This is a genomic window from Cyclobacterium sediminis, from assembly GCF_054781075.1.
The window spans coordinates 44,223-68,034 of sequence record NZ_BAAGVC010000019.1 but is presented as its reverse complement, the minus strand read 5'-3'; the positions used below and the strand labels follow the sequence as shown (position 1 = coordinate 68,034).

At 40.2% G+C, this 23,812-nt stretch carries 13 protein-coding genes; 11 read left to right on the top strand and 2 right to left on the bottom strand.

Annotated elements, in window-relative coordinates; all coding sequences use genetic code 11:
- Positions 1 to 288: 288 nt before the first annotated feature.
- The 7 genes from ACYVHJ_RS16965 to ACYVHJ_RS16935 all read left to right on the top strand — a co-directional run bounded on the left by ACYVHJ_RS16965 (position 289) and on the right by ACYVHJ_RS16935 (position 12,548).
- On the top strand, positions 289 to 3,465 hold the full coding sequence (locus tag ACYVHJ_RS16965; RefSeq protein ID WP_460517064.1) for a SusC/RagA family TonB-linked outer membrane protein: 3,177 nt from the start codon (positions 289 to 291) through the stop codon (positions 3,463 to 3,465).
- Positions 3,466 to 3,469: 4 nt separating this feature from the next.
- Positions 3,470 to 5,032 carry a RagB/SusD family nutrient uptake outer membrane protein gene (locus ACYVHJ_RS16960; RefSeq protein ID WP_460517061.1) on the top strand — a complete coding sequence of 521 codons (1,563 nt, stop codon included), beginning with the start codon at positions 3,470 to 3,472 and terminating at the stop codon, positions 5,030 to 5,032.
- A 90-nt stretch (positions 5,033 to 5,122) separates the two neighbouring features.
- The gene (locus ACYVHJ_RS16955) at positions 5,123 to 6,451 is read left to right on the top strand and encodes an alkaline phosphatase family protein (RefSeq protein WP_460517058.1); all 1,329 of its coding nucleotides are present in this window, start codon (positions 5,123 to 5,125) and stop codon (positions 6,449 to 6,451) included.
- A gap of 33 nt (positions 6,452 to 6,484) precedes the next feature.
- Complete coding sequence (locus tag ACYVHJ_RS16950) at positions 6,485 to 7,876, top strand: alkaline phosphatase family protein (RefSeq protein ID WP_460517055.1); 1,392 nt, start codon at positions 6,485 to 6,487, stop codon at positions 7,874 to 7,876.
- Positions 7,877 to 7,899: 23 nt separating this feature from the next.
- Positions 7,900 to 9,264 (top strand): sulfatase family protein, encoded by a 1,365-nt coding sequence (locus tag ACYVHJ_RS16945; protein WP_460517052.1) that lies wholly within the window; start codon positions 7,900 to 7,902, stop codon positions 9,262 to 9,264.
- A gap of 37 nt (positions 9,265 to 9,301) precedes the next feature.
- Entirely contained in the window at positions 9,302 to 10,738 is a 1,437-nt protein-coding gene (locus ACYVHJ_RS16940) for a sulfatase family protein (protein ID WP_460517049.1), read from the top strand.
- 37 nt (positions 10,739 to 10,775) lie between these two features.
- Entirely contained in the window at positions 10,776 to 12,548 is a 1,773-nt protein-coding gene (locus tag ACYVHJ_RS16935) for an arylsulfatase (RefSeq protein ID WP_460517046.1), read from the top strand.
- Between the two features lie 124 nt (positions 12,549 to 12,672).
- On the opposite strand, the gene ACYVHJ_RS16930 is transcribed toward ACYVHJ_RS16935, so the two are convergent.
- Positions 12,673 to 12,921 (bottom strand): hypothetical protein, encoded by a 249-nt coding sequence (locus ACYVHJ_RS16930; protein WP_339905109.1) that lies wholly within the window; start codon positions 12,919 to 12,921, stop codon positions 12,673 to 12,675.
- 705 nt (positions 12,922 to 13,626) lie between these two features.
- Between ACYVHJ_RS16930 and ACYVHJ_RS16925 the strand changes: the two genes are divergently transcribed.
- The 3 genes from ACYVHJ_RS16925 to ACYVHJ_RS16915 are packed head-to-tail and all read left to right on the top strand — an operon-like array spanning position 13,627 to position 18,568.
- Positions 13,627 to 16,725 carry a SusC/RagA family TonB-linked outer membrane protein gene (locus ACYVHJ_RS16925; RefSeq protein ID WP_460517043.1) on the top strand — a complete coding sequence of 1,033 codons (3,099 nt, stop codon included), beginning with the start codon at positions 13,627 to 13,629 and terminating at the stop codon, positions 16,723 to 16,725.
- A gap of 8 nt (positions 16,726 to 16,733) precedes the next feature.
- Complete coding sequence (locus ACYVHJ_RS16920; RefSeq protein WP_460517040.1) at positions 16,734 to 18,167, top strand: RagB/SusD family nutrient uptake outer membrane protein; 1,434 nt, start codon at positions 16,734 to 16,736, stop codon at positions 18,165 to 18,167.
- Positions 18,167 to 18,568 (top strand): hypothetical protein, encoded by a 402-nt coding sequence (locus tag ACYVHJ_RS16915; protein ID WP_339904953.1) that lies wholly within the window; start codon positions 18,167 to 18,169, stop codon positions 18,566 to 18,568. The genes ACYVHJ_RS16920 and ACYVHJ_RS16915 overlap by 1 nt, the downstream gene beginning before the upstream one ends.
- 108 nt (positions 18,569 to 18,676) lie before the next feature.
- Here the strand turns inward: ACYVHJ_RS16915 and ACYVHJ_RS16910 are convergent, their stop codons facing one another.
- The gene (locus ACYVHJ_RS16910) at positions 18,677 to 22,192 is read right to left on the bottom strand and encodes a VCBS repeat-containing protein (protein WP_460517035.1); all 3,516 of its coding nucleotides are present in this window, start codon (positions 22,190 to 22,192) and stop codon (positions 18,677 to 18,679) included.
- Positions 22,193 to 22,375: 183 nt separating this feature from the next.
- Here ACYVHJ_RS16910 and ACYVHJ_RS16905 point away from each other — a divergent pair, with 183 nt between their 5' ends.
- On the top strand, positions 22,376 to 23,707 hold the full coding sequence (locus ACYVHJ_RS16905) for a PQQ-dependent sugar dehydrogenase (protein WP_460517032.1): 1,332 nt from the start codon (positions 22,376 to 22,378) through the stop codon (positions 23,705 to 23,707).
- The last annotated feature ends 105 nt before the right edge of the window (positions 23,708 to 23,812 follow it).

Sequence of the window (23,812 nt, the reverse complement as noted above, 5' to 3'; positions counted from 1 at the left end):
CTATAAATATTAATCATTTAGTATAAAAGTATCAGTTATAAATTAAATGCCATCTATAATAAATGATATGGGTTAAATACATAAAAATCTTTTATTACAACAAATTAATTTTTATGTTGTACAAAAATTTTAAATTAATATTTTAATAAATTAGTCTGTAATGAGCATAATTATGTAAAAATTGCCCGATTAAATTGTTCGGATCCTATCTCAGTTAAAATTTACTTAGAAAGGATGCTGATAATCGAAAGTTTACCAAAACCAATTACTTAATAAACCCAAATAATTATGAATAAACCTATACGCTACCTTTCTGGGAAGGTGTCAAAAACCCTGTATTTAGGAGGCTTATTGCAATGTTTAATCTCCCCAAATCTTCAAGCTGAAGAGGGAGTAAGCATCGCAGAAAGAAGCCCTGACAAAGCCACCTTTTCCTACTTGCACACAGCAATTGAAGATCTCAAAAATGTTTCCGGAACTGTTACTGACAATCAGGGTGAGCCTGTTCCCGGTGCAACCGTGGTCATAGAAGGATCTACTACGGGTACTGTAACGGATATCGATGGAAAGTTTAGCCTAGATGTACCTGAAGGTGAAGTGCTACTGATTTCTTTTATTGGTTACGAAACGCAAAGGATTAACCCCGGTAATCAAACCAACCTTAGCATTACCTTGGTGGAAGATGCTACTTCTTTGGATGAAGTGGTGGTAGTGGGATATGGTGTTCAAGAAAAAGTAAATCTTACAGGAGCCATTTCCACGGTTGATTTTGACGATGAATTAACCAATCGCCCCTTGACCAATGCCTCCCAAGCCTTGGGGGGAACTGCATCCGGTGTTTGGGTAAGTCAAAACTCAGGAAAACCTGGTAGCGATGGTGCGCAAATTAGGGTAAGAGGATGGGGAACCCTCAACAATTCCAATCCACTGATCATTATCGATGGTGTTGAAGGTTCTTTCAATCAATTGAACCCCAATGATATTGAAAATATTTCTGTATTGAAAGATGCTGCAAGTGCTGCCATTTATGGTTCCAAAGCTGCCAATGGAGTGGTCTTGGTGACCACCAGAATGGGTAAAAAGAATGAGGCAATGCAGATAAATGTAAACTCCTATTTTGGCGTGCAATCTTTGGGCAGAAGGTATGATGTGATCAATAACAGTGCTGAGCACATGGAACTAACCAATACTGCTTTAATGAATGAGGGGTCTACGCCACTTTTTTCAGATGAACTGATTGCTGAATTTAGAAATGGAACAGACCCTTACAAATATCCCAATACAGATTGGTTTAAGGTAATCTTTAATTCAGCCAGTATTCAGGAACACAATATATCTATCCGTGGAGGTTCAGAGCAATCCTCCTCCTTTCTCTCATTCAATTACCTCAATCAGGATGGTATGGTGCCCAATACAAATACGGAGCGCTATGGGTTGAGGGCAAATATTACTTCCAATGTAAAGGATTGGCTGACAGTCAGTGGTCGCTTCAATTATATTCACAAAGATTCAAATGAACCTTATGCCGATGTAACCTATGGTTCCTTAGGGAGGGTATTTGAAATGTTGGGTGGTTCTGCTCCCTACATCGCCCCATATACCCGAGATGGAAGGTTTGGTTCCGTTCAGGCCATCAGTGAAGATGGGAATTTGCTGTTCGACAATAGGAATGCCTTGATTGATGCCGCCAATGGCTTAACCAATACAGAGCAGAACATCCTGACGCTAAACTTAAGCGCAGATGTAAAACTTACGGATTATCTTTCTTTTAAAACCACAGTTTCTTCCAATGGCAACTGGAATTTGGTTGATCGCTACAATACCAGTGTGTTTGGTTATACTGATACGGGAATTGAAACAACTACTAGGAACTATAACCGAGAAGGTTTAGAAATCAATAGGTCTCAGGTTTCTAGTCTGCAAAACAATTTGTTCTCCACCTTTAACTTTAAGAAGGATTACAATGAAATCCATAGTGTTTCCGCCATAGGAGGCATACAAGTGGAGACTTTTAAAGTAAAGAACATGTTTTCAAGACGTTCTGAACCACCGAAAGAAGGATTAACTCAGGTGGATGCAGGTACTTCCGGTATTCAAGGTGAAGGAAACATGAATGGCTTCCGCATATTTTCGTATTTCGGAAGGGCGAATTATACCTTGATGAGCAAATATTTATTTGAAGCCAATGTAAGGGCAGATGCATCCTCCAGATTTAGTAAAGCCAATCGATGGGGAGTGTTCCCTGGATTTTCTGCCGGTTGGAGATTGTCTGAAGAAGATTTTATTAAGAATGTTTCTGCGATTTCTAACCTTAAATTGAGGGCTTCTTGGGGGCAATTAGGGAATCAGAATATTTCAGGTTATTGGCCTTACCTGACTGTGATTGGTCAAAATAACAATCTAAGTTATAGTTACAATGGAAGCTTTTCTCCTGGTGCTGCTGTTACTGCCTTGGTAGATGAAAACATTACTTGGGAAACATCTTCATCTTTGGATATTGGTTTAGAGGTAGGCGTTTTGGATGATAGGATTACCTTGGAAGCGGATTATTTTAGGAAAACGACCAAAGACATTCTTGTGCAGCTTCCTATACCATCGGTGATGGGAGGAATTTCATCCCCTTTTGAGAATGTGGGTCAAATGGAAAACAATGGCATTGAGTTTATCCTGAATTACAATAACCTAAAATTTGGTAGGGATCAATTGGGTTTCAATATGGGATTTAACCTGACTTATATCCAGAATGAAGTGACCAAATTTAGAGGGGGAGACTCTCCTGACCAATTGTACCTACTTAGAGAAGGTTACTCCTTTAGAACTCTTTATGGATACAAGGCTATCGGCATTTATCAGTCAGACGATGAGGCCTTGGAACATATGCATGCCAACCCATTTACTCCTAAGGCCGGGAATTTAAAATATGAGGACCTTAACAATGATGGCAGGTTGAACTATGAAGATAAGATGGCATTGGGAAATACCTTACCAAAGTATACTTTTGGCATTTCACCAAGCTTTAAATACAAAGGATTTGACCTTAACCTTTTGTTTCAAGGGATTTTGGGAGTTAACATGTACACCCAAAATAACTTTACAGATCTGGACTGGGAAAATAGGATGATCTCCACCCGATGGAGAGATGCCTGGTCTCCCGAAAATCCGGATGCTGAAAACCCAAGCTTGAAATTCAATAATCCATGGGATAGCTACCAATCATCTTATTGGGTGAATGAGGTGAATTTTATCAAATTGAAAAATGTTCAATTGGGCTACTCATTTCCTACACCAATGGTAGAAAAATTGGGCTTACAGAAAATTTACCTTTATGTCAATGGGCAAAATATTTTTTCTATAGCCAGTGATGGGTACGAAGGTTATGATCCGGAAAGAAATACTTTCAATGCGGGTTATCGAGTGTATCCAACCCCTAGGATTCTTTCAGCTGGTATCAATTTAAATTTCTAAGGACATGAAGACCAATAAATACATTATATACTTATTGACGACCGTTTTATTATTACCATTATCAAGTTGTGATGACGACTTTCTAGAGTTTTATCCCGAAGATAAAATTACTTCAGCCAATTTTCCTCAAAATGAAGAGGACATCAAACTATTACTTAACGGTGTTTATGCCTTGATGCGGGAAAGATCCATTTACAATGAAGGACTATTTGGTTTTGGCGTCCTAGACGGTGCAACACCCAATGCATTCAATTGGGGAAATACACCGATCGCAAGGGCAGGAACCGGTCAATTGAATTCTAGTGATGGAAGCATTGTCAATTTTAGATGGACGAGGTCCTATGCTATAATCTTTAGGGCCAATTACCTTTTACAGGCCTTGGATCAAGTGGATATACCCGAAGAGGATAAATCCATCTACCGTGCAGAAGCTAGATTTCTACGTGGACTGGCATATTCTATTCTTGCAGAAGGCTTTGGAGGTGTACCGATTATTTTGACAGCCATCTCTACAGAAGAAGCAAGGAATATTTCCAGAGCTAGTAGAGAAGAAACCTGGGATCAGGTAATGGCTGATTACAATATGGCAATTGATAATCTTCAGGCCGAAGCTCCTGAACTAGGTAGGGCAACCAAAGGGGCTGCATTGGGAATGAAAATGAGGGCTTTACTTTATCAAGGTAAATATGAGGAAGTATTGCAAGTTATCAATGAAATCGATGCTTTGAATAAATATGGTCTTTTCCCAAGCTATGAAGGATTGTTCAGGTTAGAAAATGAAAATAACCTGGAAGTGATCTTTGATATACAATACATTTCCGGAGAAAACTCCCAAGGGTCTTTGCATGACCAGTATTGTGGAACCGGTACCGGTAGCTGGACCCGTGGAAGTCGCTATGTACCAACCGATGATTTGGTCAATGCTTATGAGATGATTGATGGATCTGAGGTTGATCCCAATAATCCTTATGAGGGGAGAGATCCCAGACTCGAGTTTACTGTCGTGGTACCGGGTGCCTATATATTGGGCTATAGGTTTCCTAATTATGAATACCCGGGAGGAGCTTTCAATCATCCTGGAAACCGATTAAAGCACCTAAGTGCAAGAAAATACCGCATAGAGCCTGAAGCAGATTTGCCTCCTTCCGGCCAGTCCGGCCTAAATAATATTGTCTTAAGGTATGCGGATGTGATTTTATCTAAAGCCGAAGCGATAATTGAGACCAATGGGGATATTGATGAAGCCATCAATTTGATTAATAGAATCCGGACGGAAAGGGAAGATGTGAAGATCAGCCCATTGCCTATGGGGCTTTCTCAGGAAGAAGCACGAGCAAAGCTTAGGCATGAAAGGAGAATAGAGTTTGCCTTAGAAGGGTTGTATTGGTCCGACATCAAAAGGTGGGGTATTGGTTCGGAAATTTACCCTGTCGAGGTAAAAGACCACAATGGAAATGTGATTGAAACGAAGTTTCCGGATGGATACCTTGATTTTTATCAGTTGCTTCCAATCCCTGATAGTGAAATATCATTGAATGAAAACTTGACCCAAAACCCGGGCTGGTAATAAGCATGTATTATCGGGCCCTTCCTTGGTAACACCAGGGAAGGGCTCGGATAATATTAACCTGGGGAAACTGAATAAAATAAGTGTGAAATGAATGTGTCAAAAATACTTTGCCCGCTCCTTGTTTTAACCCTTTACCTGAGTGCCTGCAATCGTCAGGAACCGAAGCTGGATCCTCCTCCAAATTTCATTGTTATTTTAGCTGATGATTTAGGATATGGAGGTCTTGGGGTTTATGGAGACATTAAGCTAAAGACGCCTAATATTGATTATTTGGCTAAAAACGGAATCCGTTTCACTGATTTTCATTCCAATGCCCCCGTGTGTTCACCTACCCGAGCTGCCCTTATGACCGGAAATTATCAGCAGCGCTCAGGTATGGAAGGCGTAATATATGTTAGGGGAGAAACAAGAAAGGTGGGGCTTGATACAGCTCAGACGACTGTTGCCAAATTGCTGAAATCGGCAGGGTATCAAACCGGAATAATGGGAAAGTGGCACTTGGGATACCAAAAGCAATACAACCCTGTTCATCATGGTTTTGATACCTTTTTTGGGTATATAAGTGGGAATATCGATTACCACAGCCATTATGACAATGCTGGAATCTATGATTGGTGGCATAACCTGGATAGTATTTATGAAGAGGGGTATGTGACCGATTTAATCACGCAGCATGCAGTGGATTTTATAAAAGATAATAAAGAAGCTCCCTTTTTTCTGTACGTTTCTCAGGAAGCCCCACATGTTCCATTTCAGGGGAGAAATGATCCGGCTTACAGGTTCCCCGGTAAGGAGTTTAGCTATCATGGCCCGGTAAAGGATACTTTGGCAGTATACAATGAGATGGTGGAGGTAATGGATGAAGGAGTGGGAGAAATCATGGATGCTTTGCGGGAAACAGGACTAGAAGAAAACACCCTGATTTTGTTTATTTCAGACAATGGGGCGGAAGTATTTGGAAACAATGGAGCGTTAAGTGGAAATAAAGGCAACCTCCTGGAAGGAGGCCATAGAGTACCGGGTATTGCCTATTGGAAGGGCAGGATTAAACCTGGAGAATCGGCCGAAACAATTATGAGCATGGATATTTTACCAACCTTACTGGAAATGAGCGGAGCTAATTTACCCGAAAAAACTAAATTTGATGGGGTTGATCTTTCCAAACACCTTTTCACGGGAGAAGCCCTTCCGGAAAGGAGCTTGTTTTGGAGGTATAGAAATCAGAAAGTGGCCAGGCATCAGGAATGGAAGCTTCTTCTTTCAGATAAGGATACCTTATTGGTGAATTTGAAAAAGGATCCATTGGAAAAACATAATCTTGCCAAGGAAAAACCGGGTATTTTAAAGGAACTTCTGGACAAACTGGGAGATTGGGAAAAAGAAATGGGGCCGATAGAAAAGATGAAGACCATCTAAAATACCATTTGCATAAATCGAAAAATATTTACAATGTTACGTAATTTAATAGTCTTACTTGTAATCGCATTTACTACTTATCAAGGGAGCTTGGCACAAAATGAAAAGTCACCCAATATTGTGCTGCTTTTGGCAGATGACTTGGGGTATAGGGACTTGAGTTGTTATGGTAGTACTCAGGTCAAAACACCTAACTTAGACAAACTTGCTGCCAAGGGAATTAGATTTACTGATTTCTATGCAGGATCTGCTGTCTGCTCTCCCTCCAGGGCTGCTTTAATGACCGGGCGATCTTCCGTAAGGGCAGGTATCTACAGCTGGATCCACACTTCCCATAAAATGCATTTGGCTGAATCGGAATTTACGACGGCTGAATTATTGAAGAAGGCCGGCTATGCTACTGCCCATATCGGTAAGTGGCATTTAGGGTATGATCTGGAAGAAGCTTCGGGGCCCGGGCCAAATCCTGGAGATCAAGGCTTTGACCATTGGATAGCAACCGGTAACAATGCCCTTCCTTCTCACCAAAATCCGGTAAATTTTGTCCGTAATGGGCAGGCTTTGGGCGAGGTAGAGGGTTTTTCGTCTCATATCCTCGCTAATGAAGCGATAGGCTGGCTTGAAAACCGACCAAAAGACCAACCCTTCTTTATAAATCTATGGTTTCACGAACCTCATCAAAAAGTGGCCGCACCGGAAAAGTTTCTATCCGAACACAAGGATACTAATCTCCCTGCTTACTATGGCAGCATAGAAAATATGGATGCGGCAATTGGACGAATTTTGGAGGAGCTGGACAATCAAGGGTTAACTGAAGAAACCTTGATCGTTTTTATGTCAGATAATGGAAGTTACCGAGGGGCCCATGGCAGCAACGGTGAACTGACCAAAGGCAAAACTACCTTGTGGGAAGGTGGAATTCGAGTGCCGGGGATATTTAGCTGGCCGGGAGTAATTACGGAAGGAACCATAGAAAACAAGCCTGCCGGAGTGGTAGATGTTTTTCCCACGATTAAAGAAATTGTCGGAGGAGAAATTGATTCTGAAATTGTAATTGACGGTTCCAGCTTGCTTCCTCTATTTCAAGCGGATAAATTTGAACGAAGCAAGCCTTTGTATTGGTTTTATCCTCCATCCAGACCTGTTGCCGTAATCAGGCAAGGCCCCTGGAATTTGATCGCCGACCCTGAAATAGACATTCCCAGAGGGAATATGTTTCAAGAAGCGTATATTGGGATGATCAAAGAGACCAAGCTAGTTAATTTTAGGCTGTATAACCTTAGAAATGATCCCAAACAAAATAAAGATGTGTCCTCAGACAATCCTGAAGTATTCGAGAGCATGAAAAAAGAAATGATCCGGTTGCACGATGAAATTGTGGAAGAAGCGATTGACTGGAGAAGTTTCTCTTGGGACAATAATTAAATTCAAATAATAAAATATAAAAAATGAAAATTACCGGATGGAAGCACTTAGGGCTAACCTGTCTTATGTTAGGTTTAGGAATTGTGCATGCTCAAACCTTAAAGAACAGCAAGAAACCCAATATTTTAATTATTTTCACTGATGATCAGGGGTATCATGATGTCTCATATTATGGCACAGAAGATATTCAAACACCCCATATTGATGCCATTAGAAATGATGGGATGCAGTTCGATTATTTCTATACCAATTCACCCGTGTGTGCCCCCACCAGGGCTTCTTTGATGTCGGGTCGATATCCGGATCATGTAGGCGTACCCGGCTTGGTGAGGTCCCATCCTAAAAACAATTGGGGGTATTTAAATCCGCAAACTGTATTGCTTCCGGCCATGCTTAAAAAAGGTGGTTACCATACGGCACATATAGGGAAGTGGAACTTGGGATTGACGCATCCCAACCTTCCCAATGACCATGGATTTGACTATTTTCATGGTTGGTTGGAAGACATGATGGATGATTATTTGACGCATAGAAGACATGGAAAAAATTATATGCGGTTGAATGAAGAAGTTATTGATCCTAAAGGGCATGCCACCGATCTTTTTACTGAATGGTCAGTGAATTATATCCAAGAGAGAGAAAAGAAAGAGGATCCTTTTTTTCTGTATTTGGCCTACAATGCGCCTCACTTTCCAGTGCAACCTCCAAAGGAATGGGTTGATAAAGTGAAAAAAAGAGAGCCGGGTTTACCTGAAAAAAGAACCAACCTAATTGCATTTATTGAACATCTGGATGATGGTATTGGTCAGGTAATCAAAGCACTAAAAGAAACCGGGCAATATGAAAACACCCTAATTATTTTCACCAGTGATAATGGGGGGCACCTTCCTGATCTGGCAAATAACGGTTTATTGAGAGATGGAAAGCAAAGCATGTATGAAGGAGGTTTACGTGTGCCTACTGCCATCTCCTGGCCGGCTAAAATCAAGGCAGGAAGTAATTCAGAACAAGTGAACTTATCCATGGATATTTTCCCTACACTTACCGAAATAGCAGGTGTTCCTTTGGATCATGATATCAATGGAAGAAGTTTTTTACCCACACTATTGGGAGAAACCATGCAGGAAGAAGCCAGGCCTTTGTATTTTGTAAGAAGGGAAGGGGGGACAAGGTATGGTGGAAAAGCCTACCATGCCCTACGATTAGGAGATTGGAAACTACTACAAAACAGCCCTTTCCAACCTATGGAGCTGTATAATCTCAAAGATGACCCCTACGAGGAGCATAATATTATAATGGAAAATAAAGAGGTTTTTCAAAAATTAAATGCTTATTTAATGTCTCATATTCAGGAAGGGGGCAAAGTTCCTTGGCAAAAACCTGAATAGCTCAAAAAGTTTTTTATTAATTATAATATCAAGAAAAATGAAATCAAGTATCCCCGGAATAGCCTTAAGTCTGTTAATCAGTTGTATAGGTTTTTTTATTACCCCTGCAGAGGCAAGGCAAGAAGCAGAAAAGCCCAATATAATTGTGATTTTTGCAGATGACTTGGGTTATGGAGACTTGGGTGTGTTTGGTCATCCGTCTATTAAAACCCCGAATTTGGATAAAATGGCCTTTGAGGGCCAGAAATGGACCAATTTTTATGTTGCTGCTCCGGTTTGTACACCTAGTAGAGCAGGCCTTCTAACCGGAAGGTTGCCTATCCGATCAGGGATGAGCAGTGACAAAAGAAGGGTGCTTTTTCCGGATTCTGATGGTGGGCTACCACAATCAGAAATAACAATAGCTAAAGCATTAAAGGGAAATGGTTACCAGACTGCGGCAATTGGAAAATGGCACTTGGGGCATAAGTCACCTTACCTTCCTACAGATCATGGTTTTGATAGCTATTTTGGCATTCCGTACTCCAATGATATGGATAAAATTGACAAAACGGATCATTTTACCTTGACGGATAATGAAAAGTTTGATGCCTATAATGTTCCTTTGATGAGGGACACTGAAATTGCCGAAAGGCCAACCGATCAACGCACCCTTACCAAGAGGTATACAGAAGAGGCAGTTTCTAAAATTAAAGCCTTTAAAGACGAACCGTTTTTCATTTATCTGGCCCATAACCTGCCACACATACCCTTGTTCAGGTCTGCAGCATTTAAAGATCAGTCTTTGGGAGGAATATACGGAGATGTAATTGAGGAGATTGACTGGTCTGTGGGTCAAATTCTTTCCACCTTAAAGGAAGAAGGGATTGCAGAAAACACCTTGGTGGTCTTCACTTCTGACAATGGGCCTTGGCATGTGTTCAAAACCCATGGTGGAACCGCCGGCCTGTTAAGGGGAGCCAAAGGTGGTACCTTTGAAGGAGGAATGAGAGAACCAACCGTGTTTTGGTGGCCTGCTCAAATCAAACCTGGTGTAGTGATGGATATGGGAACCACGATGGATCTGTTACCTACATTTTGTGCCATATCAGGTACTGCTTTGCCCGATGATAGGGTATATGATGGTTATGATATATCAGGTTTATTAAAGGGTACAGGGAAAAGTGAAAGAGAAACAGTATTCTACTATCGCGGGCAAAGAGTATATGCCATCAGAAAAGGAGATTACAAGGCACACTTTATTACACAGTTAGAATACGGTAATCCCACTGCACATCCGGTAACTCAGCCTAAAGTAATCGTAGAGAATAAGGCCACTGTTTTAGAAACGCCTTTATTGTATAACGTCAATGTAGATCCCGGTGAACGGTTCAATATTGCGGCAGACCATCCTGAAATTATTACAGAGATAAAAGAGGTATTGGCGGCTCACCAAGCGAGTATTGTGCCGGTGGAAAACCAACTTGAAAAGTAACCCAAATAAACCATAGAACACCCAAGATAGACTAAGCATGAAAGCCTTCTTTTTTATATTCGCCTTTATTTTATGTTTCCAATCCATAACGGTGAATGCATTTCAATCTAAAGAGCAGCCGCCCAATGTTATCCTAATAATTACTGATGATCAGGGCTATGGAGACTTTGGTTTTACCGGTAACCCCCATGTACAAACGCCTCAGTTAGACCAACTGGCAGAAGGAAGCATTCGATTGAATAATTTTTATGTTTCTCCGGTATGTGCTCCTACCAGATCCAGTTTAATGACCGGAAGGTATTCTCTGCGTACGGGTGTGAGAGATACGTATAATGGGGGAGCCACCATGGCTACGGAGGAAGTTACTCTGGCAGAAATGCTTAAAGAGGCAGGCTATGCAACGGGTGTTTTTGGAAAATGGCATTTGGGTGACAATTACCCTTTTCGACCCGGAGATCAGGGTTTCGATGAATCATTGATTCACTTGTCAGGTGGAATGGGACAGCCCGGTGATTTTACGACTTATTTTAAAATGGACCGTAGTTATTTTGACCCAACCCTCTGGTACAATGGTAAACAAAAATCTTTTCTGGGTTACTGTTCGGATATATTTACTGATGAGGCCATTCACTTTGTTGAAAAGCAAAGTAAGGATCAACCATTTTTTTTGTATTTGTCATTCAATGCACCACATACTCCTTTGCAGGTGCCGGATAAATATTATGAAAAATACAAAGACATAGACCCCTCTTCAGGTTTTGAAAATCAAAACATGCCATTTCCTAAGATGAGCGAAAAAGACAAAGAAGATGCAAGAAAAGTATATGCCATGGTCTCCAATATTGATGACAATATTGGGAAATTAATGCAGAAACTGGAAGAATTAGATATTGCTGAAAATACCATTTTTGTCTTTATGACAGACAATGGACCGCAGCAGTCCAGGTATGTGGGAGGACTTAGAGGTAGGAAGGGGAGCGTTTACCGTGGTGGCGTAAGGGTGCCTTTTCTGATCAAATACCCTAAAGTTCTTGCAACCAATAAAGAAGTAAATACTACCTTGGCACATATTGATGTGATGCCAACATTGGCGGAGCTTTGTCAGGCAAAATTACCGGAAGACAGGAGGATTGATGGGCAAAGTTTTGCAGGAATTTTGAAAGGAGAGGGAAAATCTGAAACAGGCTTTGAGCAAAGACCTTTGTTTTTCTATTGGACACGAAAATTACCGGAATTGTATGACAATGTAGCCATTCAGCAAGGGCCTTATAAATTGGTAGGCAATACCGGATTTGATGCTAAACCTAAAGATTTCGAGTTGTTTCATCTGGTAAAAGACCCTTATGAACTTGAGAACCTAGTTGAACAAGAGCAAGAAAAAGCTGAAGAATTAAAAGAAAGCATGGATCAATTGGTAGAGGAGTTAACTGCTTCTCCCAACCTTAAGGAAGAGCAACGACCTATCATAGGAACTTCTCATGAAAATCCCCTTGTGCTGAATCGAAATGATGCTTCGGGGCAAAGAGGTGTATGGACCCAAGAAGAAGTCTACGGTTATTGGAATGTTCAAATACTAGAGGGGAATTACAATATCCGGTACAAGTTTATAAAACCTTTGGAGAAGCCAGGAAAAGTGATGTTGGAAACCAATACCCAAATTATTCAAACACATATTAGCGACATGCCCACTGATATCATTGAACTTAAAAATGTTTCCTTAAAGGCTTATAAAGGAAGTGTGACGCCACATTTTATGAGTGGAGGTAAAAGCATTTTTCCTTTATGGGTGGAATTTGAGCGTATAGATTAGCATGGAGAAGGTGTTGTATTTTAAAGCACTGCTATTTCCATTTTAGCTCGAAAACCAATGAATCAATTAATAGAAAAGGTCAGCATAACACTGCTGACCTTTTTTAATATCCAATATTAAAATATTATGCATTGGCATTTTGAGGTGCCCAATGAGAACATAGCATTCCCGGAGCCGCTTTTTGCGGGTTGGCACAATCTGCTGTTTCATACTTTAGACAAGAATCACAATTTCTGTTATCTTTTAATGCCGCCTTCATTTGGAAGGTGTCACATGTGTAGCTATCGTTGACTTTTACACCATGAACTTTACATACGCCATTTGAACTCAAATTCTCACAATTACTGCAGTTACTCGCTAATCTAATAGACATAATGTTTTGGTTTTAGTTATGAAACAAAACTACAATTTGATTCGGATAGAATGAATTTAAATAGTTGATTATCAGGTATTTAAATTTAGATTGTTTAAAAATAGCTTGGTATGTAATTGAGGCTTAGCTTATTCAACCTTGGAATTTTGTAAAATGATATTTTACTGTTTGACAAAATTCCAGAGAACAGGTATAGAGATCTGAAATTGCTTATAGTTTTTGAACATGCCTTAGAAAATTATTTTAATTTTTGGAATTGAAATGCTTTAGTTATATTTTAATTTGAATTAAATAAGAATTAATTTAATTATTTTTATTTTTTGATAAAATTTTAATCGGTTTAAATGATTTTTAAATAATGTTTTATTAATATTATTTTAACAAATAAAATAGAGATAATTGTACATTTACGAAAATATAGTTTTATGATTCCTAATTAAAATTTTAATCCATTTTGTTTTTAAAAGGTATGCTTAGTTTTATTGCAGCTTTTTTTAATTAAGGTCTGGGAAAAATTACCTGAACATTGTTAAAGGTTAGGTTGCTCATGGGGAGAATAGGGTTATTTGGAATTAATAATTATCTTAAAATTAAATTTTATTTAAGGTAGTAAAAACATAGTTTGTAATAAGTTTTTTTTACGAATTCATTTATCAATAAAACGTTAAAATTAATCAATTCAATACAACGCTTAATGAACACCCTATGAGAAAAACTATTCTAAAAAAGAAAAACCACCGAGGAATTGGGTTGGTTTTTCAGCTCTTCACACTTTTGCTTTTAATTCAGCCGGTAATGGCGAATGCAGCCTCCCCTGAAATATTTCGGCTGGCAGCTATTAAAGGTAAGATTGTTGATGAAACCGGAGAACCACTGCCCGGTGCGACGATTACCATTGAAGGAACCACCCAAGGGACGGTTTCTGATATTGATGGAAACTTTGCCTTAGAAGTTCCCGAAAATGGGACCTTAATTGTTTCCTTTATCGGGTACGAAACGCAAACCTTAACTATTGGAAATGAGAGCTTTCTCAATATACAAATGGTTCAGGAAGAATCTTCCTTGAATGAAGTCCTTGTTGTGGGATATGGTACACAGGAAAAACGAGATGTTACCGGGGCAGTTTCTTCTATAAAAGGAGACAATCTAGAGAATTTACCTGTTTCGGGTGCAGCCCAAGCGCTTCAAGGAAGGGCTGCCGGCGTCAATATCGTGAGAAATGGCGGAGCACCGGGAAATCAAGGATCGATAAGGATTAGAGGAACAGGCACTTTAAATAATGCTGATCCCTTAATCATTATTGATGGAGTACCCGGGGGTAATTTAAATGATGTAAATCCTAATAATATTGAATCCATTGAGATATTAAAGGATGCATCAGCTTCTGCCATATACGGTACGCGAGCTGCGAATGGTGTGGTGATTGTGACCACCAAAAGAGGAGATTTCAACCAACCCTTAAAAGTAGAAGTGAATGGTTATATGGGTGTTTCAAATGCCATTAAAACCATTGATGTGCTCGATGCTCCTACTTTAGCCACCTTAAAAAGAGAAAGGTATACCAATGATGGCTTAGCAATCAACCCAATCTGGGAAGATCCCGCTTATCAAACACAAATGACTGACTGGCAAAAAGAATTGCTGGGACAAGGTTCTACCCAGAATGTGGACCTTACCCTTAGAGGGGGGAACAACAACTCCTCATTTATGATGGCCGGAGGATACTTTAAAGAGGAAGGAATGATTACCAATTCTGATTTCAGACGTTTGAGTTTCAGAATAAACTCTGACCACAAGCTAAGCGAAAAATTTAAAATTGGTCAAAACCTTCAACTTGTTTCTATCAACCAAAGAAGTCCTAATACCTTGTCTGCGCAAACAGGAGTGTTATGGAGCGCGATACGTTTCCACCCCGGCTTGCCTGTAATGTACCCTGATGGTTCTTATAGCTCTTCTCAAATATCGGGAGAATTTGGGGATATCAATAATCCGATCTTCACCCAGGATACGCAGGACAATAATAGCACAACGCATAAAATTTTAGGAAATCTGAATGCGGAATATGAGCTAATGGAAGGGTTGAAGTTTCGTGTTAATTTTGGTCTGGATGGTTTTATTAGTGATGGGTATAATTTCAATATCATTGTCAATGATCAGATAAGAACTACCTCACAGAATTCACTTTCCAGAAGCTACAATGAATACTATTCTGTATTGGCAGAATACTTCCTTTCTTATGATAAGGTCTTCAACGAGCTCCATAAAATCAATTTTGTAGGTGGATACACCACACAGACCTTCAACTCTGATGGTTTTAGTGCCAGCAAAAGAGATTTCTTGGATGAATCATATGACCAAAGATTCCTCAGCGTTGGGCAGACATTAAATGGCATTGATGGGGGCAAGTCATACGATGCCTTGGCTTCTTACTTTGGAAGGGCCACCTACAATTATGATGAACGCTACTTGTTAACAGCCACTTTTAGAAGTGATGGTTCATCTAAATTTACCTCAGGTAATCGTTGGGGTTACTTTCCGGCATTCTCCTTAGGTTGGAGAATCTCCGAAGAAGAATTCTTTAAGAATGTAGGTTTTATTTCCAATATGAAACTGACAGGTGGTTGGGGAAGCTTGGGAAATCAAAATGTTCCCGGTTTACAGTACCTGGCATTGATCAGCTCCGGTAGGAGGTATTCATTTGGAGGTAACCAAACAGTGGGCGCAGCTCAAACCAGAATTCCCAATTTAAACATTACATGGGAAACAGCTCAAATGACCAATATTGGATTGGATTTAGGCTTTTTGGACAATCGCCTTTTGGCAAACTTTAATTACTTTATTAAAGACACCAAAGACATGCTAATAGCTCCGCCTACCATTGGTTCTATCGGTACTGCCCAAATACCTAATCAAAACCTTGGAGAGCTTAGAAATAAGGGGCTTGAAATGGAGGTTTTGTTTAGAGAGACGCAAGGAAAATTAACTTATAGTATTAGCGGTAATGCTTCATTTATTCAAAATGAAGTTACCCAATTGGTAGATGGCAATTTTATCGGGTCCAGACTTTATGGAAGATCCAGCCAGGAATTGTCCAGAACCTATGAAGGTTCACCCATTGCAAGTTTCTATGGTTGGAGAGCAGATGGTCTATACCAAACTACAGAAGAGATCCAAAATGATTCCAATATCGCTAATGATCCTAGAAAATCTGCCGGATTGATTCAGCCCGGTGATGTTAAGTTTTTGGATCTCAACGATGATGGTTTGATCGATGAAGAAGACAGAGAGATTATTGGAAATCCACACCCTAAAGTCGTTTATGGCTTAAATGCTCAGTTGGGATATGGAAATTTCGATTTTAGCTTATTTTTCCTTGGTAACGCAGGCTTTGATATTTACAATGCTGACAGAATGCAGGGAATTGACCCTACCTATCCATTTAATATGTATGCCGAGACCATCAATAGATGGAATGGCGAGGGAACCAGTAATGAAATTCCAAGAATGACTACCAAAAGGGATAACCTAAATCATAGAGCTTCGGACATGTTTTTAGAAAAGGGAGATTTCTTGAGGTTAAAGAATATTGTATTGGGATATACTTTACCTGATCCAATTACTAGCAGGTTGGGTATTTCCAAGGCAAGATTTTATGTGACAGGACAAAACGTATTTGTCTTGACGGGCTACTCCGGAATGGACCCGGAATTGGGTTATACGGATGGAAACCTGCAGTTGAATGTAGATTATGCGCAATATCCACAATCCAGAAGCTGGACCATCGGTACAACAATAACTTTCTAATCAAGCTTATGAAAAATATAATTCAACTTCTTTTGTTGCTGGTATTATTTACTACAGCATGTGATGACAATATACTAGAGACGACTCCTTATGGCCAATCTACCTCCTCTCAGTTTTGGAGAAATGGGGAAGATGCAGTAGCTGCTGCCAATGCCATGTATGAGCCGCTAACTGTGGAGGACTTTTACGGACATGCAGAGCATACCTTTGATATTCCTTCCGATGATCAATTCAGGGCAGGGGATCATGGGGAAGATCAAGCCATTGAGTCCTTTACGTTTGATGCCGGTAACCCGCAATTGTACTATAGCTGGAGGCATAAATATGAAGTAATATCCAGGGCCAACGCAGTGTTAATTAATGTTCCTGATATTACCATGGATCAAACCCTGAAGGATAGAACATTAGGTGAAGCCTATTTTCTTAGGGGTTTTATGTACTGGAGGTTTGCCGTAATCTATGGAGGTGTTCCTTTAATTTTGGAAGAGGACGTTCTAGCCAATAACTACAATAAGCCCAGGGCAAGCTTGGAAGAAACCTTTGCACAGATTGAATCAGACTTGATGGAGGCGGCAAATCTTCTTCCAGCCACACATGGTTCAGATGATTTGGGTAGACCTAATAAAGGTGCAGCCAATGGATTATTGGCAAAAATGTTCCTATATAAAGAAGAGTTTGATAAGACCATTTCCTATGGACAAATGGTATTGGACGGGCCATATCCTCTAGCAGATGATTTTCAGGATAACTTCCGTGTAGAAACGCAAAATAATCCGGAAGTTTTGTTTTCTATTCAAAGTCTTCAAGGATGGAGGGACAACACCCATATCATCTATTCCACACCTAGGCCATGGGGTGGTTGGGACTTTCATGAACCGGTGCAAGACCTGATAGAAGAGTTTGAAGAGGGTGACCCTAGGTTAGACTATACCGTTTACAAACCCGGGGATATGGTGGACTTAGGAGGAGACAAAGGCCTTACTGAATACACAGCAGATCTTTCTTCCACTGGCTATCATTTCAGAAAATACTCCTCATGGAATCCTCAAGGAGGGCTAAATATGAGCCATAATAACCCTATTCTTAGGACAGCTGATGTATTGCTTTTGGTGGCTGAAGCCAAGATTAGATCAGGCCAAAATGGAGACGCTGAAATCAATGAGGTAAGACAGCGTGCCGGTAGAGAGCTTTTGTCCAATGCAACGATGGAAGATTTAATCCATGAGCGTAGGGTAGAGTTGGCAGGTGAAAACCAAAGGCATCAAGACCTTATCCGCTGGGACAAGGCCAATTTGGTGGATATTGTGGCCATTTATAAAAAAGATTTGGGTCCTTTAAAACCACCAAGAAATTTCGAAAGGCCTAAGCATTATCTATTTGCTATACCTCAAAGAGAAATTGACTTGAGTAATGGGGTATTGACACAAAATCCAGAATACTAATGGTGAATAGGACAATGGTCTTCCTATTTGTTTTGGCTTTGCTAATGTCCTGTGGTGCCAATACCGAGCAAAAAATCATTGGGGAATGGAAATTGGATTCGGCTTATTATCATTATAACCAATTCAATTTTTCCAGTGATGGTTGGCATCAGGATGAGCGATACACATTTTTACCCACTGGTGAAACCATCACCAGTGCGGTAAATTCCTCCATTCGAAACAAATATGCCATAGAAAACAAGCACCTTAATTACTATGATGAAAAGGGCAACCTTGTCAATATATATGAGATCCTTTCACTTAGTGATGAAAATATGGTTTTGAGAGTGGAGAAAAAGCCCTTGTTTAAAGGCGCAAATCAAAATAGGTTTGAAGTCCGTTATTTTTCCAAAGTCAACTGAATGAGAAATTAAAAACCTTAAGAGTTTAAAGCCTTATGAATGGGCTTTAAACTTTTTCGGATCGATCTATAGTTTTTAAAGTACCTTCATAGGATGAGGGTACTTTTTTTATTTTGACCACCCCTCTAATTGAATAGTTTTAATGGATTTTCCATCAGCATCAAAATATTCAACCGTTTCAAGACCTGTCTCAGGAAAAATAGAATTGGACCCTTGACTCAAATAGCCAGATCCATGATAATACTCTACCAACCTTGTTTTGCCATCCTTAAAGAATAAAATTGCTTTTTTTGAGCCACTGACATGTGGCAAAGGTGTCAGGTTTAATTTCTTATCGGGTAAACTTAGCCATTGTGAAGGTTGGTTGTTTTTAGCTGCCAAATACAACAATCCATATTCTTCTCCTAGGAAAATGGGAACCAGACTTCGGACATCCCCCTTCAGTTGTAGCATTTGATCCTTTATTAGAAATTCGCCATTGTCCAAATACTCCAACCTTAAGCCATATCCGGCATCATATTGTCCTGTAATTACCTCTGTTTGATGAAAATTTCCAGCCAGCAAAATTTCCATCCTGCCATTTTCATCAAAGTCCCCTGCATCTATACCAAATATGGGCGACACCTGGGCAATATTAGGTAATGGGATATTGTCAAAGCCTTCCTCGCCCTTATTGATCAATAGAATGGAAGAAAAGGTCTTGGCCTCAAGTTTATTTTCTGTACTGTCCAGGTAAGCTTGTCCAAGCAAGCTGCTTAAAGTGGCTTGTGCATAACTATGGTAATCATTGAATTTTTTCTTCAACACAGGGATTTGTTGGAAAATGTCATCTCTGGGATGCATCGGGTATCTTTTGCCATCTTCTATATAGGAAATGATGGCCTCACTTTTCCCATTCTTATCGAAATCTGCCCAGTGAATATTTAGTGGGTGGGTTTCAGTACTTTTGTACCTACTGTTTAAACCTAGGTTGCCAATTATATAATCGGTTTGGCCATCCTGATTGATGTCTGTCCCTATTATACTGTTCCACCAGCCTGTGCTCCCTTCCAAACCTGGGATATTTTCCTTCAAAACCAAGCGACCTGACTGATTCTCAAAAAGTGTAATTTCCATCCATTCTCCCACGACAATCAAGTCTGTCCAATTGTCTTGATTATAGTCGGTCCATAGGGCAGAAGTGACCATGCCTATATTTTCTAAGCCGGGAGCAATTTCCCCAGCAACTTCCCTGAATTGCCCCTCGTTGTTCTGAAGCAATTGAGATTTGCCTGGCATTGGGTAATTATTGGGAGCCAATCTACCTCCAACAAACAGGTCCATATCTCCATCCTTATCAAAATCTGCTCCGACCACTGCTGAACTGCTAGCAAAAATTTCAGGTAGTGCCATGGGGTCTAAGCTAAACTTTCCCTTTCCATCATTGATAAATAACCGATCCTTGTAAAACTTGGATCCGGCTTCAAATTCGTTTCCCCCTGAGGCAATGTATAGGTCTTGGTCTCCATCTGAATCAGCATCAAAAAAAAGTACCCCCATGTCTTCGTATTGAGCATTTTCGATCAATAGCGTAAGGCTGTCAAATCCTTCGCCTCCATTATTGAAAAATAACTTTCCCGATTGACCATAGGCACCACCGATATAGAAATCTTCCAGTTTATCACCATTGATATCAGCAACAGCTATGCCCGGCCCTAATTGGGAATGCTTGTGAGGTAACAAAGGTTGTAGGTTGAAATCTGCATAAAACAACTCGCGATGCTCGAATGATGGAAGAGACTTGTTAGGGTCTTCTTCTATTTTAAAGGGGCGGTTATTTGCCTTTATTTGCTTTGCATTAATAGCCTCAGGATTATAAGAAATATTGAGGACTTGATTGGCTGGGATGGAGGATAATTTTTGGCAGTTTCCATCCGGCCATTGGATCAAAAGGGAGTCAACGGTATGCTCTAGACCCAATCCAAAATGAATGGTTTCACTAACCGAAGACTGATAGCCTCTGCTTAGGTAATGTTCATAATATTGAACCTCTCCCTTGCTATAAAGATTGATTTTAGCACCCAAGGCCTGTAAATTTCCTTTTTTGCCGGTAAGCCTAATTTGCAGGAAATTGTTGTTTTCATCCGGATGGCCATTGTTTTTATAAATGGAAGCTTTACTGTAGGTATTATTAATAAGGAGATCTAGTTGACCGTCGTTGTTGAGATCCGAAAATGCCACACCACTTGAATAACCGGGCAGGTCAAAACCCCAAGCCTTTGACACATCTTCAAAGGTGAGGTCCTGCTTGTTTTGAAACATAAAATTGGCAAGGTGGGCTCCTTCAAGGGGTTTTAATTTTTCAAATATTTCACGGCTGTTCAAACGGGCAAAATTGGATCTATAATCTACAAAGTCCCGATTGGTGATGTCTCGGGGATAGCCATTGGTAATGAATAAGTCCTTCCAACCATCATTGTTCCAATCTGCCCATAAGGGAGCCCAGCTCCAATCGGTAGCTGCTACTCCTGCCATAAAGCTGATGTCTGAAAACTGCGGTAAAGAGTCGTTAGAAAAACCCCGGTTGAGCTGAAGGGTATTCCGCATAAATTGAGGTTCATATCCCGTTTTTATTTCAGAAGTAAAACGGTCATGGCCTGTCTTCCCAAACATTAACTTCTGGCGATAGTTTTTATTGGGCAACATGTCTACTTCTATAAAATCCGCTTTGCCATCATTGTTAATATCGGCTATATCGTTTCCCATGGCGGAATAACTGGTGTGTTGGAACACCTTTTCTGCAACATTTTTAAAGGTTCCATCTTGCTGGTTCAGGTATAGAATATCATTCGACAAGTAATCGTTACTTATAAAAATGTCCGGCCATAAATCCCCGTTGATGTCGGCAATGGCCAAGCCCAAACCATAGCCTTCAATGGTAATTCCACTTACCGCTGATACATCGGTAAAAGTCAGGTCCCCATTGTTTTGGAATAGCTTATCGGTATTCAACATCTCTCCATTGATCCTTTTAGGCCGAATGATATTGGGACCTGTCTCATCCGTCATATTATTCATTAAGTACATGTCTAAATCACCATCCCGATCATAATCAAAAAAAGCAGCTTGGGTGCTAAAACCTGTGTCATCCAACCCATAATCAGCGGCTTTTTCTTTAAATTTAAAATCTCCCAAGTTGATGTACAATTCATTTTTTCTTTGAATGGCGCCATAGGGACCAGAAAAACAAAGGTAGATGTCTCTTAAACCATCTTGATTGATATCCACTATGGATACTCCTGTAGCCCATTTCCCCTTGGTAGAAATTCCGGAGACTTCTGTTTGATTGGTAAAAGAAAAGTCACCTTCATTAGAAAATATTTCACAACTCCCCATGTTGGAAGTAAAGACCAGGTCGTCCAGTCCATCATTGTTAAAGTCTGCCACAGCTACACCAGCCCCATTGTAAAAGTATTCGTAAGTAAGAATATTGAAAAATTCGTCCTCAATCAGGCTGTTTTCAAAATCTACTCCCGTATCATCCGGACTTAAAGAGGTAAACCTTGTCTTTTCTTTACAAGAGAAACATAGCAAAAGAAATATAACCAAGGACTGGGTTGGCGATAAAAATGAAGGCTTTTTCATTCAAATTAATATTTGCAAAGGGCAACTTTTTGACTGGCAATATAAGGTTTTTGACCGGCCTAAATCATGAATATTAGGGTTTTATTTGGATGATTATTAGCGGAATTAATAGGGGCGAGATTTGGAGCTACTGATGTATTGGGGTATATTTAAACTTCAACCTACTAAAAACCATAATTAAACATGAAATATTCTAAGTTAAAATTTCTATCAGCAGCCTTTGTTTGCGGAGGTTTGCTTTACGGTTGTGGAAGTTCTACGGAGACAGAAACCGAAACAGATTCCCCATATTTTACAGCAGATGAAGATCAAGGAGGCTTGGCCCTTCCTTCAGGTTTTCAATCCTATGTTATTGCTGAGGATCTTGGGAGAGCAAGGCACTTGGCGGTTAGAGATAACGGCGACATTTATGTAAACCTAAGAGAAGCCAATGATCAAGGAGGAATTGCAGCACTTAGAGATACTGATGGAGATGGAAGAGCGGATGAAATCAAGTATTTCGGTGATTTTGGCGGTACAGGAATGGCTTTTTATAATGGTAACCTATACGCCTCAAACGACAGTACTGTTTTTCGATTTTCCTTTGCCGGAGAGGATTTATTGCCTGACAATGCATCCTCACCCGATACCATTGTTTCAGGGCTTCCTGTGCAAACCTCTCATGCTGCCAAATCCTTTACTTTTGATGACGAAGGATTTTTGTATGTCAATATCGGTGCCCCTTCCAATGCCTGCCAAGAACAAGACAGAACCAAAGGATCTCCAGCCATGGACCCTTGCCCTTTATTGGAAAGACATGGTGGGGTTTGGAGATTTGATGCAGAAAAGATTGGACAAACTCAAATGGAGGATGGTCATAGGTATTCCACCGGGATAAGAAATGCTGTGGCCTTGGAATTCAACCCCTTCGATGGACATGTATATGCAGTACAACATGGTAGAGACATGTTGACTGGGTTGTTTCCTGATATGTATACAACAGAAGAAAGTGTGGAACTACCTGCAGAAGAAATGTTTAGGCTGAGTGACGGTGCAAATTTTGGATGGCCATATTGTTATTATGACGGGAAGCAAAATATACGTTTAACTGCACCGGAATATGGTGGAGACAAGGAAAGTTCCGAGAGATGTGAAGGAACAGTTGCTCCTGTTGCTACATTTGCAGCCCATATGGCCCCCAATGACTTGTTGTTTTACTCAGGGGATCAGTTCCCGGAGCGTTATAAAGGAGCAGCCCTTATTGCTTTTCATGGCTCTTGGAATAGGGCTCCTTTGGGACAGAAAGGGTATAAAGTAAGCATGCTGCCTTTTCAGAATGGCTCTCCAAGTGGTGAACAACGGGATTTTGCAGATGGTTTTGCAGGAATAGAAGAGATAGAAGCACCTAGTGATGCCAAGCATAGGCCTACAGGTTTAGCGATGGCTCCTGATGGAACAGTAATTATTTCCGACTCTGTTACCGGAAAGATCTGGCGTGTGTTCTATCAAGAAAACAATACCATGGCAATGAATTAAATTTTATGCAATACGAGTAATTTTTAATAAAAAGTAAAGGGAAATGTTTGGTAAACTTTTCCCTTTCTCTTTTTTGGATGATCTTAAAATTAAAGCAAACCTTCC

Bases quoted from the DNA above. Each gene is read 5' to 3' on its own strand.
- ACYVHJ_RS16965 (WP_460517064.1), top strand. From the start codon at position 289: ATGAATAAACCTATACGCTACCTTTCTGGGAAGGTGTCAAAAACCCTG.
- ACYVHJ_RS16960 (WP_460517061.1), top strand. From the start codon at position 3,470: ATGAAGACCAATAAATACATTATATACTTATTGACGACCGTTTTATTA.
- ACYVHJ_RS16955 (WP_460517058.1), top strand. From the start codon at position 5,123: ATGAATGTGTCAAAAATACTTTGCCCGCTCCTTGTTTTAACCCTTTAC.
- ACYVHJ_RS16950 (WP_460517055.1), top strand. From the start codon at position 6,485: ATGTTACGTAATTTAATAGTCTTACTTGTAATCGCATTTACTACTTAT.
- ACYVHJ_RS16945 (WP_460517052.1), top strand. From the start codon at position 7,900: ATGAAAATTACCGGATGGAAGCACTTAGGGCTAACCTGTCTTATGTTA.
- ACYVHJ_RS16940 (WP_460517049.1), top strand. From the start codon at position 9,302: ATGAAATCAAGTATCCCCGGAATAGCCTTAAGTCTGTTAATCAGTTGT.
- ACYVHJ_RS16935 (WP_460517046.1), top strand. From the start codon at position 10,776: ATGAAAGCCTTCTTTTTTATATTCGCCTTTATTTTATGTTTCCAATCC.
- ACYVHJ_RS16930 (WP_339905109.1), bottom strand. From the start codon at position 12,921: ATGTCTATTAGATTAGCGAGTAACTGCAGTAATTGTGAGAATTTGAGT.
- ACYVHJ_RS16925 (WP_460517043.1), top strand. From the start codon at position 13,627: ATGAGAAAAACTATTCTAAAAAAGAAAAACCACCGAGGAATTGGGTTG.
- ACYVHJ_RS16920 (WP_460517040.1), top strand. From the start codon at position 16,734: ATGAAAAATATAATTCAACTTCTTTTGTTGCTGGTATTATTTACTACA.
- ACYVHJ_RS16915 (WP_339904953.1), top strand. From the start codon at position 18,167: ATGGTGAATAGGACAATGGTCTTCCTATTTGTTTTGGCTTTGCTAATG.
- ACYVHJ_RS16910 (WP_460517035.1), bottom strand. From the start codon at position 22,192: ATGAAAAAGCCTTCATTTTTATCGCCAACCCAGTCCTTGGTTATATTT.
- ACYVHJ_RS16905 (WP_460517032.1), top strand. From the start codon at position 22,376: ATGAAATATTCTAAGTTAAAATTTCTATCAGCAGCCTTTGTTTGCGGA.